Source organism: Acidobacteriota bacterium (genome assembly GCA_040754075.1).
Classification (GTDB): domain Bacteria; phylum Acidobacteriota; class Blastocatellia; order UBA7656; family UBA7656; genus JBFMDH01.
The window spans coordinates 34,809-47,179 of the sequence record JBFMDH010000013.1; the positions used below are offsets into that span (position 1 = coordinate 34,809).

Here is a 12,371-nt window from a genome sequence, read left to right on the forward strand (position 1 = left end):
GGGTAGCATTCAAAAGCAGCCTCTCCCTTTTTGGCAAACCGCATTCCATACCCCTTCAACTTTATTAAATCATCGAATAACTGTACTTAGGTTAAATTCGTATATCCGAGAACACTTTTTTTGCAACCTAATGGTTATTTGACTACACGTTTTAGTGCACTGGAGTCTATTAGATAGGCAGACATAGATGGTTCAGATACACGATACCAATTTTATGCGGGCAGGCTAAACGACAATGTAAAGAAGGTCTAAACAGTGCCCCAGATTAACGACTACGGCGTTTGTTTATCGCCTCCTTCAATTTTTTACCGACCGAAAACCTCACGGTTTTACTTGCCGGAACCTTGATGAGTTTATTGGTAAATGGATTATGTGCCCTGCGGGCTTTTCGTTGCGAGACGGCAAAGGTGCCAAATCCAACTAAGGTTATTTTTTGACCTTTTCGCAAGCTATCGGTTATAGCGCCTTTGAATGCGTTAATGGCTCTTTCCGCTTCAGCTTTGGTTATCGAAGCCGCCATCGCTACCTTTTCAATTAAATCCCCTTGATTCATACATTCTCCTAAATGTTGTATGTTGGATGAATTCTTAACACGATATATTGCGCATTGGGCGGCGAGTTTATAACAACTATAATTTGAAAGTCAACCGGAAGTAAAAATAAAAAACCCTGAAACTGGCTCACAGAGCCGGATTCAAGGTTCATCGTGTAAGCTATACGTTTGTTTGCTTAACTACATCTCGATAATCACCTTCATCACATCGGCTTGAGACGCCGCCTGAAATGCCTCAATTCCTGCATCCATAGGAAATTTTTTTGAAATTAACGACTTGAAATCAACCCTAAAATCCGTCATCACTTCAATGGCTTTCTGAAACCGCCCGCATCGCGAGCCGATTATTTTGATTTCATTCACCACGACAGCAGACATATCAATGGTGGTCTTTTGATGATGCGTTGATTTTAAAACAATCGTTCCTTTAGGCTTCACGATTTGTATGGCAAAAGGCAAACCTGTTGCTGAACCGGTGGCTTCCACGACCACGTCAAAGGATTCTCCTAAGTTGACTTTCAATAATTCGCCAACGTTATCTTTGCTTTCCTCGTAAATGAAATATTGTGTCGCGTAGTTTTTAAGAAGCGATAGTTTATTCAGGTGCTTTCCAATTACGGTCAACTCACAACCCGTAAAAAAAAGGGCGCGCGCAATTAACTGGGCGAGTTTCCCATCGCCGATGATAGCTACCTTGGTTTCGGGATTGATTTCAACCTGTTCAGTAATCTGGCAAGCCGCGGCAAAAGGTTCAACGAAGACCGCTTCTTCGTTGCTAATTGATTCGGGAACCATCAAGAGGTTTTGAACCGGCAGCGAAAGGTATTCGGCAAATGCTCCGTTTCTATTTTTAATCCCTAAAACCGTTCGGTCAGCACAATGCCTGCTGTCATGTGCCAGGCAAAGTTCACATTTGCCGCAACCGGCATTGATTTCTCCAACGACTCGTTTACCTACGAACTCCGTTTCCGGCGATTCAACCACGCAGCCGACGAATTCATGTCCCAAGATGCCTTGAAACCCCGCGTATCCTTTCACAATTTCCAAATCGGTATTACAAATCCCCGCACAGATCACCTTCACCAACGCTTCATCAGGGTATCTGCTGATCGGCGCATCTTTGATAAGCCGTAATTTCCCGTCAAAATTTAAAGCTTTCATTGGTGTTTTTAACGAACGAATTTAATCGATTGGGTGACACGATTGCCGCCAACCGGACTTTCAATGCGCAAGACGACGGTTTTATTTGGCTTGATTACTTTATGAATCTTTTTACGTGTACCGAAAATTTGCGCGAAGGTGTTATCGCCCTGTCGCGCGCCATCTACGATATGAGTGGTCATGGGAATATCTTCACCGTTTTTGGTCACAATCATTAAAGAATTGTTTTCGATAAACCCAGCGCCGGTTACTTTGACCGATTCGGCACCATTGGGAGCTACGGTATATTGAGCACTGATGATTGTCGGAAAGCCCAGGCGAATTTGTAAATTTCCGCCGGTGCCCTTTGCTGCCACTTCAATTAAATAGGTGGTTCCGGCATTTGCCGAAAACACCAGAACGGAACGATTCGATTCGGTGATCAAGTTGCCAAAATCATCGCTGCAAGCAATTTGATTTAATGCTCCACAATTTCCTGTATAAACGCTTACAACCGTATCAAAATCGCTGCCAATCGTATCAATGCCGTAAGTCGTATTAACCGCTGGCGTCAAGCTATACCAGACCGTTTGATTATTAGCGCTACCTGAACACGATACCGGGTCATCAATAGCAGAAGTTGCCGGGCGAATATCCAGATTTTCTTTAAAGGGAAGAATATTTATGACTCTTGGTACAGCACAAATATCTCCCGGCAAACCTTCTCCTCCACCACCGCCGCCTCCGCCGGGTGACGCATAGTTCACATTACTGTAGAAAATTTCCTGTTTTTGATTGCGGGTGTCAGTCCACAACAGATGTGCCTTTTTATTCTGAGCGGAAATTGCCAGATAATCACCTATGCCAATCTCATTGCCAAATCCGCCTAAGACAGTAGCTTGGACACGAGGATTTGAGTTTTCCGAGCTGATGCGAATATTGGGTTCAAATGTAGCGCCGCCATTGGTCGAACGCGCCAGATAAGCATTCATTGAAGGTTGGGCATCGCGTCGATCATAAAAGGCGACGTAAATATCCCCGTTCGATTGATCTACTTTTAAACTTGGAAAAAATTGGTCGGCATTTGTCGCATCGTCGTTAATTTTAACGGGTAAACTGATGTCCGGGCGAAAACCATTGGGGGGCGTCAGGCGAATCAAAAAAATATCCGCATCACTGCGATTCGTGGTCTCAGCCCAAGAGATATAAATCATTCCCCGATTTGCGCCATTGCTTCGATCAACATCGATTGACGGAAAGCTGTTGATTCGCGAAACCCCGATAACATTTATCGCAGGATTTGGGCTATCCAACGAACCGGTAAAATTATGGATGTTCAGGTCGGTTGAGGGTGCCGCAACCGGTGGTAAAAAGGTTTCTCCGCCATCGGTTGAAGCATTGAACAGTAAGACCTTGGGGCTGCCGATACCTTCCCAAACGGCATAAAACTCGCCGTTGGGTCCGGTTGCCAAAGAGACGCCGCGCATATCGCCAAAATGGCTAATGGTTTTTTCGGTTGAAAAGGTCAGTGCATCTGGGCGACGGTAAGCCGATTTTATAGAGGCTCTCGGAAAACCCTGGGCATCGCGGTCGGTCAACGTCCAAGCCACATAAATCGTGTTTTTAAAATTGCTGGTTGCCGAAGTATCAATCGTTATCCAGCATTTATCTGCCTGTTTTGGGGTAGTGCCGCTTCCAACATCAAAAGTAACCGGGATGGGGTTGGTGAAATTCCGTCCGTTATCCGTTGAAGTGTAAATATAAATGCCGCTATCAAAACTTGTGATGTCAAACAACAAGACGCACAAATGAAATGTCCCATTCGTATCAACCGCCAAAACCGGGTCAGAAGCTTTTTCCCAGGTTTTCTGCGGGGTTTCCAGATTTAATAAATTACTGCCCCAGGTTTGTCCGCCATCGCTTGAAAAGTAATATTTAACCTGAGTTGAGCCGGAACCGCTCGACCCGCCCACGATAACTTTCGATGCGCCAACCAGAATTTGTTCATTCAACGGGCTGACCACGATGCTGGTTTCATCATGCGGGTCGGCATTTGCTGATGGACTGACGAGTATATTATTGGAAATAACCGGACTGGTTTGCGCCAGCGAGCTTTTAAAACCGGTTACTGGGATAAAATTTAATGCAATAAATACACTAACGAAGATAATGGCAATTTTTTTATTCAACCTGAACAACTCCGCTTAAAAATAACCTTGTGGTATAAGGAGAATTTGTTGACCTTGAATTTTTTCATACCCAATCATACTGCGCAAGACGCCTTTAATCTATCCTTATCATAAATCCGCTATTAACTTAAAAAACTATTGAAGCCTTTATTTTTTCAAAGAATAATGGATTGAATGAAAACCGTTTGGGTTTTGAAGGAGGCATATGATTGGAAGAATTCTCATTACACTTTGCGCCTTCACGGTGGTTGCCGTCGGGATGGTTTTTCTCCTTCAAGAGCAGGATAAAGCGAAACATCGCGCAATTAAAATTTCCAATGACGATTCTTTAAATACCGTAAATTCACCGACCAACCCTAAAATTGCAACGGGTAACACAGCTATCCCGTGGCAGACTAACCTCGATAAAGCTCTCGCCCTGGCAAAAGCCAATAACACCCAGGTGGTTGTCGATGTCTATACGGACTGGTGCGGTTGGTGCAAGCGCATGGATAAAGACATTTACACCCATCCACAGATTATTTCTCTCAGCAGTCGTTATGTTTTTCTAAAATTGAATGCGGAGGATTCGGGTCAGGGTTCAACTTTTGCACGAAAAAATAATGTCGAAGGCTATCCCACTACGGTAATCATTGATGGGAATGGGCGTTATTTGCGCTCAGTTCCGGGATACCCGCCATCGGTGCAAGCCTTTGCTTCATTTATTGAACGAGGTTAGAAACCTATCTTAACCTGTTCAAGACTTTCCAAAGCAAATCCCGCAAAGCTATACTGCAAGACTCAAAATTTTTATAAAATTCGACTATTCAGTCAGACGCAACGGCATCACCACGTTGATTTTTTAATGATTTATTCATAACTGAGGAGATTTTATTTGGATAAGAAGCACTATCATTTAATTGGCATATGTGGAACTGCAATGGCTTCACTTGCCGGAATGTTGAAAGGACAGGGGCACCGGGTGACCGGCTCTGACGAAAATGTTTATCCGCCAATGTCAATCGAACTCGAACGCCTGGGCATTTCAATCAATAAAGGCTATCGACCGGAAAATGTTTTCGCTAAACCCGATGTCGTGGTGGTCGGAAACGCCATCAGTCGCGGCAACCCTGAGTTGGAATATGTGTTGAATGAAAAAATGTATTACACCTCGATGGCATCGGTCGTAAAAGAAAATTTCATTCGGGGAAAGCATTCAATTGTGGTTGCCGGAACCCACGGCAAAACCACCACAACTTCTATCGCTGCCTGGGCATTGGAAAAAGCCGGGGTCAACCCATCGTTTTTGATTGGTGGGGTTGCCGAAAACTTCAATGCATCGTTTCGCGTAACCGAAGGGAAATATTTTGTTATCGAAGGTGATGAATACGACACTGCTTATTTCGATAAAGGTCCGAAATTCATGCATTACCTGCCCGATACGGTCATCCTCAACAATGTTGAATACGACCATGCGGATATTTACAGAGACCTTGAAGCCATCAAATTTGCATTCAGTCGATTGGTAAATTTAATTCCGCAAAATGGCAATCTTTTCGCCGGATGGGATTCGCCCGTGGTTCGCGAATTAAAAAAATTCGTCCATTGTTCACTTCACACCTATGGCACCTGCGAGGACAGCGAATGGCGCGCTCAGGACTTTGATTTCACAGGCGAGATGACCCGATTTAAGGTCAGTTATAAGGGGTCGCTTTTCGAGCAATACGCCACGCCGCTTGTCGGTCTATTTAATATCAGAAATTGCCTGGCAGTCATTGCCATGTGTGAGGTGCTGGGATTTGATAGAAAATTAATTAAGGAATCAATGGCGGAATTTAAAAGCGTCAAACGGCGAATGCAGGTACGTGGAATCGCCAGAGGCGTAACCGTAATTGACGATTTCGCGCACCACCCGACGGCGGTTCGCGAAACCCTTCAAGCCGCCAGGCAGAAATACGCCGGCCATCGCATCATTGCGGTTTTTGAACCGCGCTCTTACACCGCCCAACGCAAAGAATTTCAAAATGATTTTACCGCCGGTTTATCAACAGCCGATAAGATTGTTATATCGGGACTTTTTCACCCCGAACGTTATGATAAAAATACTGCCATTTCACCCGCTGAGATGATTAACGAATTGCGGGCGCAAAATAAACAAGCCGATTTCATCGAATCGGTGGATGACATTGTTGCGAAATTGGTTTCACAACTTCTTGACGGTGACGTTGTGGTCGTCATGTCCAATGGCTCGTTTGGTGGCATCCACGAGAAATTGTTGAATGCACTCAATGCAAATAACCCAAAATGAAAACACGCGCTTTCAAGAGCAGGCTGCGGAGTTTGTCATCAAACTCGGTTCGGCTTTACATAATTATGGAACCTCATCTGAACGCCTCGAATCCGCTCTGAGAAAATTGATGGCGCGGCTGAATCTTGAAGGCGATATTTTTGCCTCGCCAACCGGGCTGTTTATTTCCATCGGCGTAACTGAACACCAGCAAACCCACATCATTCGGGTTGACCCGGGTGAAGTCCATCTTGAAAAACTCGCTTTACTCGATGAACTCAGTCAACAGGTCATCAATGACCGGATTCATATCACCGAAGGAGTTAAACGGATTGATGAAATTGTCAATGCGCCTTCACGGTACGGCACGGTTTTAACGATTTTATCCTACAGTATTGCTTCGGCGATGGTTTGCCGTTTTTTGGATGGCGGCTGGCGTGAAATTTTAATTTCGGGATTTATCGGAACCTTGATTGGGCTTACCGGCTTTTTTGTAGGCAAACGTCACCAGACTTCATTTCTGTTTGAGCCGATTGCCGCAGCAATTTCATCGGCGCTGGCAATTATCATCGCCCAGAAAATAATGGTGATTTCGGTTTATGAAGTGACGCTTTCAGGATTGATCGCTGCGGTTCCGGGAATGACCATGACGCTGGCGATGAAGGAACTCGCAACCCGAAATCTGGTAGCCGGAACGGTGCGCGTCGCCTGGGCAGGATTGCTATTTTTAGAGGTCGCTTTCGGTTTTGCAGTGGGCACACAGGTCAATAAATTATTCGCCATGCCGCTTCCCGAAATTGATCCTGCCGGGCTTCCAAATTGGACGGAATGGCTTGCTTTATTGATTGCTCCTTTTGCGCTTTCGGTGCGGTTTCAGGCGCGCCCAAAAGATTTCGGCTGGATTATGATTGGATGTATCATCAGTTTCGGCGGAGCGCGATTGGGCGCATCGTATTTCGCCTGGGAATACAGCGGTTTTATCGGGGCATTTTTTGCTTGTGCTGTCAGCAATCTGATTGCCCGATTTAAAAATTTCCCAGCGGCAATCGTGCTTTCTCCCGCGCTGCTGTTATTAGTGCCCGGGAGTATCGGTTTTGTCAGTGTTTCAAACTTTCTCGAAAAAAATATTTTAAGTGGCGTGGCAGCGGCATTCTCAATGGTGATGGTAGCCATGTCAATCGTCATCGGCTTGCTGTTAGCCAATGCCATTGTTCCGGCAAGGAAAAATATTTGATCGCAGAGACAGCGTGATTCCAATTTTCAAATTGCCGTCGTCTTTGTGATTAATTGAGCGTAGAATTTTTCGGGTCGTTAAAAATTAAACGTTGATGTCATCCCCTCACCATCTGCCATTAGCTACTAGGAGGAAATCATCATGATTCAGACCAGGTTCGTTTTTGTAACAATCCTTTTACTTTGTTTTTTTATGCAAACTCAGGCGCAACTGCGAGGACAGGAATGGAACAGCACAAGTTATGGAAGAGGCACGCTGAAAATTTCCGGGCAACGCGATGAATTTTTCAATCGCGCGCGCCTGAATTTATTGAGAAACGGTGAAGCCGAAATCCAGATATTCGGTGAAAAAACCTATACTTTTTATGGTCGCTGGAGCCGAAATCGAACCTCAACTATCGACTTGAATATCGAAGAGGCATTTGGTCGCGCCGAACCCGCCAGAGGCACTTTGCGATTTCGAGCGAATGGTGAATTGGAGCGATTCGATTTTACCGGGTCGGGGATTCGTCCAACCTATTCCCTGACCTTTGAATCGAGAAGCGGAACCGGTGGCAGTCAGGGTGCCAATTTCATCGGTATTTATCGGAGTGTCGTTCAGGTGAGAGAAGGTCGCGAGGATTATACGATGGTTCGGATTTTACGAATCAAAGAGGATAAATCGGTGGAACTGGTATCCCGTTATAAAGGGAGCGAGCCGCAGGTAAATCGCAACTCTATACGTCGTTTTGGTGATTTATTACAAGAGATACGCAACCGAAAAACCATTCTGCATACCGGCACGTGGAGCATCGTTGGCAGGCGGCTCGAAATCAATTTAACTACGCTTGATGGCGGACGCGAAGCGACCCGCATGCAATTTGAACTTGCCGGTCAGGATTTAACGACGATTTACTGGGACAAACAGACCTACGGAACCGAGGGGTTTAATTTTAAACGCTCGGAAACCACCGATGAAGATGACGGAACGCAGCCTGATAACTATCCGCCTGCCGGAGACCTTCTCATTGGAAAATATTCAGTAACGATTCAAAGTTATGATGGCAGGGCAACCATCGAACGAACCCTGGATTTACAGGCTGCCGGACAAGCAACCTTGACGACGAGATGGAGAGGCGCAGGGCGTCCGCGCTTTAGCAATCGCGATGTCGATGAATTGGGTCGCATCATCGTTGAACTCGAAGAAGGCGCTAATGAAGTGGTTCATTCAGGAACCTGGCGACGTTCGGGTAATGAATTGACGATTAATTTTGATCGTTTGAACAACTCCAGGGATTCCGGTTCGATTGTCTTTACGATTCGTAGCGACGGGTTTCAGGCGATTCGATTTGATGAAAATCAATATGGAACCCGCGAATTCTTTTTAACCCGCGTCGCTTACGCCGTAACGCCCGACCCATACGGACAGGGCGCGACTCCGCAATATCTTGTCGGGAGATATTCCACCAATTTACGTGTACCCGAAACCACCGGTGACATCGAACGGGTGCTGGAACTTTCGCCAAACGGTTCGGCTACGTTTACAACCGAATGGCTCGGCGGCGGACAACCGCAATTCGGATTCCGGGCGACTCGCGAGTTGGGTAACTTATTAAAATCCATCGAAAGAACCCGGCAACCGGTTAGCCAATATGGCAGATGGTCATTCATTAATAATTCCATTGTGGTGCGATTAACCAGCACCGCTGCTTCAAACACTAATATTGGCAACCGCGTTGATGTTCGAGAAACCACCGTCGTTTTCAGAGTGCGGGATAACGTTCTGGAAGCCGAAAACTACGACCAGGAAATTTATGGGTCAAGAGCTTTCAGCCTCTACAGTCGCCGAAGATAAATACACAAAAAAACTTACCAATAAAAAGGGAGCTTGAAATCAGCTCTCTTTTTTTTTACAAATTCCCTTCCGACAAATGATAAGGAAAACTCATGAAGCTCTTTTTAGGTTTAGATATTTCGACAACCGGTGCCAAAGCCTTAATCATTGATGAAACCGGAAACGTCATCAGCGAATCAACCACTTCATTAACCCTAGCCAATCTTCGACCGCTGTGGTCGGAACAAAATCCCGAAGATTGGTGGAACGCCATTTCCGAAAGCATAAAGACCTGCCTGGCACAGAAAAATATTTTAGGAGAACAGATTGTTTCAATCGGTTTAACCGGGCAGATGCATGGATTGGTGTTGCTGGATGAAAAAGGTGAAGTGTTAAGACCGGCTATTTTATGGAACGATCAACGATGCAGCGATGAATGTGAGGAAATTCGCCAAAGACTCGGACGGGAAACTTTAATCCAAACCACCGGCAACGAGGCGTTGACCGGTTTTACCGCTCCCAAAATTTTATGGGTGCAAAACCATGAACCGGAAATTTATCGGCGAGTGAAACAAATCCTGTTACCCAAAGATTATGTTCGTTACCGATTGACCGGGAAATTCGCGATGGATAAAGCCGACGGTTCAGGCACCATCCTGTTTGATTTAAAAAATCGCAACTGGTCAGAAGCGGTTTTAAAAACCTTGAATATTCCAAGTGAATGGTTGCCTCCAACCTTTGAAGGTCACGAAATCACCGGCGAGGTTTCAGTCGATGGCGCAATCGCAACCGGATTGAATGCCGGGACTCCGGTTGTAGCCGGAGGCGGCGATCAAGCCGCCCAGGCTGTTGGCGTGGGAGCCGTACAAAGTGGCATCGTTGCCTTGACATTGGGAACCTCTGGAGTGGTGTTTGCTTCGACCGATGCGCCATTTATTGAACCCGAGGGTCGCCTCCATGCGTTTTGCCATGCCTTGCCCAACCGCTGGCATTTTATGGGGGTGATGCTCAGCGCCGCCGGCAGTTTCCAATGGTTTAAAGATACCTTGGCATCTGAAGTTTCATTTTCCGAATTGACTGAAAGAGCATCCGAGATTCCTGCGGGAAGTGACGGCTTAATTTTCCTGCCTTATTTAACCGGCGAACGAACGCCGCACCCAGACCCCTTCGCCAGAGGCGCATGGATTGGACTCACGATTCGCCATCACCGCGCTCACTTAACGCGAGCCGTGATGGAAGGCGTAGGTTTCGGGTTGCTGGATAGTTTTTCATTGATTAAAAATGCCGGATTGGAATCCATCGAACAGGTTCGCGTTTCGGGCGGTGGCGCAAAAAGTCAACTTTGGCAGCAGATACTTGCGGACCTATTTGGCGTTGAACTCGTCAAGGTCAATACCACGGAGGGCGCAGCCTATGGCGCGGCGTTACTGGCGGGTGTCGGTTCAGGTTTCTGGGCTGATATTCAAATCGCCTGTAGTGAAACCATTAAAATCATTGGGAAAACCGAACCCAATCGTAAAAATGAAACGGTGTACCGTGAACTGTATGGGTTATACAAAAATCTCTATCCGATTTTAAAACCGACATTCGATGGTTTGTCTCTGCTTACCCACTAACATAAAAAGGCGAAGGTTATTGAAATAACCCTTCGCCTCAAAAACTTAAAACCGCCTCTATTCATTAACAACTTTGGCATCGGAGACGACGGTTAAATTCGCTTTGGCGCGTGGTTCAATTCGTCCATGTAACACATTTTTTATTCTTTCGGGCAAAAAGAAAGAGGCGACTCGCGAAAGATTGGAAACCAGTTCTTTGACATCGTGTGTGCCACGCCAATGTTCCATAATAATATTGCGGTCAGCGCGATTCAATAATCGTAATACGGCTATTCCAATCAGATAAGAATCATCGACCAATCCGATAAAGGGAATAAAATCGGGAATGACATCAATCGGCGCTATGACATAAACAATGGTTCCCGCAACGATGGCTTTATCTGCGGAAGAGACCCTGGGGTCTCTCAATAACTTCAATAACAGTTTTAATAAATTAGGAATAAAAAGTAGCAATTCTTTCATCCGTTTTTTCATTTTTCGGCGTTCGGTCATCTAAATCTCCCTCATCCAGGTTAAAATTGTTGGCGGCTTCATTCTATGAAGCCGTTACATTTGCGTCAATTTGAAACCGTAAAAGTGGAAAAAGTTGTAAGTAAAAATAAAAATGGTGCGGTCAAAAACCGCACCTCAATTGTTGTAGTTCTCAAACGTTGATGGGAATTGATTAAAACTCGTCTGACTGGAAAGCGGTTTCAAATTGCATTTCATCCTTTTCGGTATCACTCTGTCCATTCACCCGATAAACCACTTTCGCGGTTTTTAATTTCTTGATTTCATTTGTCACCCGGGCATTTTTAATTGCTTCAAAATTACAGTTTTCCAGTTGTTTAAAGGCTTTCTGCAATTCGCGCTTGATAATCGGACTCATCACATAAACAAACTGGTAATCGGGTTTTGCCATCACCTCAGTTGCTTTAACTTCGATGGGCAGAGTTAAGACTGGCGTTGGCACTTGCGGCGCTTTGGCAATCGTTACGGTTTCAGCCATTCTTCTATGAACGCTTCTTCTAGGTAAAGGGCTTGCAGGAACCTTAACCGTGCGAGTGGTCGGCACGGCGGCGGCTTCATCAGTATTTTCCTGCGGTTTGGGTTTTTCAACCGGGTCAGCTATCTGATTGCCCTTCTCTTTTTCATTATCCTTTGGTCTGGGTTTCGGCATCGCTGGGTCAGCAATTTCATCAAAGGGCACAACTTTTTTCTGGGTGGCATTGCAGGCAATTTGCGGACGACAGTTGTTTTCATTCATCTGCCGGTCGATTGCCGGGGAGAATAACTGCTCGCCAATAAGACTTAAATTTGACATCAAGGCGGGATTGTAAAAACATCCGATGGTTCCGGTAATCCGCATCCAGGATGAAACCACGGTTCCCACACCCAGATTATACCCGGCTAGCCTTAAAGAGATGGGCAATGCCACACAGCTTAACATCAATATCATCAAGACAGGGGTCTTCTTTTTTAATAAATACTTCATGTTGTTCTCCTTTATTGACCCAGAAATCGGCTGTTAAAGATTGATACCTCAAAAAACGACCTATTTCAACCAAAGTTCCTTTTTTAT

General features: G+C 45.5%; 10 protein-coding genes. 5 read left to right on the forward strand and 5 right to left on the reverse strand.

All coding sequences use genetic code 11. The features are described from left to right. Positions 1 to 265: 265 nt before the first annotated feature. From AB1757_15315 to AB1757_15325, 3 genes are all read right to left on the reverse strand, one after another. Positions 266 to 553 (reverse strand): HU family DNA-binding protein, encoded by a 288-nt coding sequence (locus AB1757_15315; protein MEW6128407.1) that lies wholly within the window; start codon positions 551 to 553, stop codon positions 266 to 268. 180 nt (positions 554 to 733) lie between these two features. Beyond that, positions 734 to 1,714 carry an alcohol dehydrogenase catalytic domain-containing protein gene (locus AB1757_15320; GenBank protein ID MEW6128408.1) on the reverse strand — a complete coding sequence of 327 codons (981 nt, stop codon included), beginning with the start codon at positions 1,712 to 1,714 and terminating at the stop codon, positions 734 to 736. A gap of 8 nt (positions 1,715 to 1,722) precedes the next feature. Continuing rightward, on the reverse strand, positions 1,723 to 3,882 hold the full coding sequence (locus tag AB1757_15325; protein MEW6128409.1) for a sialidase family protein: 2,160 nt from the start codon (positions 3,880 to 3,882) through the stop codon (positions 1,723 to 1,725). A gap of 205 nt (positions 3,883 to 4,087) precedes the next feature. Here AB1757_15325 and AB1757_15330 point away from each other — a divergent pair, with 205 nt between their 5' ends. From AB1757_15330 to xylB, 5 genes are all read left to right on the forward strand, one after another. Further along, positions 4,088 to 4,600 (forward strand): thioredoxin family protein, encoded by a 513-nt coding sequence (locus tag AB1757_15330; protein ID MEW6128410.1) that lies wholly within the window; start codon positions 4,088 to 4,090, stop codon positions 4,598 to 4,600. A gap of 156 nt (positions 4,601 to 4,756) precedes the next feature. Next, positions 4,757 to 6,169 carry a UDP-N-acetylmuramate:L-alanyl-gamma-D-glutamyl-meso-diaminopimelate ligase gene (gene mpl / locus AB1757_15335; protein ID MEW6128411.1) on the forward strand — a complete coding sequence of 471 codons (1,413 nt, stop codon included), beginning with the start codon at positions 4,757 to 4,759 and terminating at the stop codon, positions 6,167 to 6,169. Continuing rightward, entirely contained in the window at positions 6,150 to 7,382 is a 1,233-nt protein-coding gene (locus AB1757_15340; GenBank protein MEW6128412.1) for a threonine/serine exporter family protein, read from the forward strand. The genes mpl and AB1757_15340 overlap by 20 nt, the downstream gene beginning before the upstream one ends. Before the next feature lie 141 nt (positions 7,383 to 7,523). After that, complete coding sequence (locus tag AB1757_15345; protein MEW6128413.1) at positions 7,524 to 9,215, forward strand: hypothetical protein; 1,692 nt, start codon at positions 7,524 to 7,526, stop codon at positions 9,213 to 9,215. A 92-nt stretch (positions 9,216 to 9,307) separates the two neighbouring features. Beyond that, complete coding sequence (xylB, locus tag AB1757_15350) at positions 9,308 to 10,810, forward strand: xylulokinase (protein MEW6128414.1); 1,503 nt, start codon at positions 9,308 to 9,310, stop codon at positions 10,808 to 10,810. Between the two features lie 57 nt (positions 10,811 to 10,867). Here xylB and AB1757_15355 read toward each other — a convergent pair whose 3' ends face one another. Further along, positions 10,868 to 11,302, reverse strand: coding sequence for a DUF1232 domain-containing protein (locus AB1757_15355; GenBank protein MEW6128415.1), 435 nt, complete (start codon positions 11,300 to 11,302; stop codon positions 10,868 to 10,870). Positions 11,303 to 11,474: 172 nt separating this feature from the next. Beyond that, positions 11,475 to 12,284: a hypothetical protein gene (locus AB1757_15360; GenBank protein ID MEW6128416.1), complete on the reverse strand. Its 810-nt coding sequence runs from the start codon at positions 12,282 to 12,284 to the stop codon at positions 11,475 to 11,477. Positions 12,285 to 12,371 lie beyond the last annotated feature (87 nt).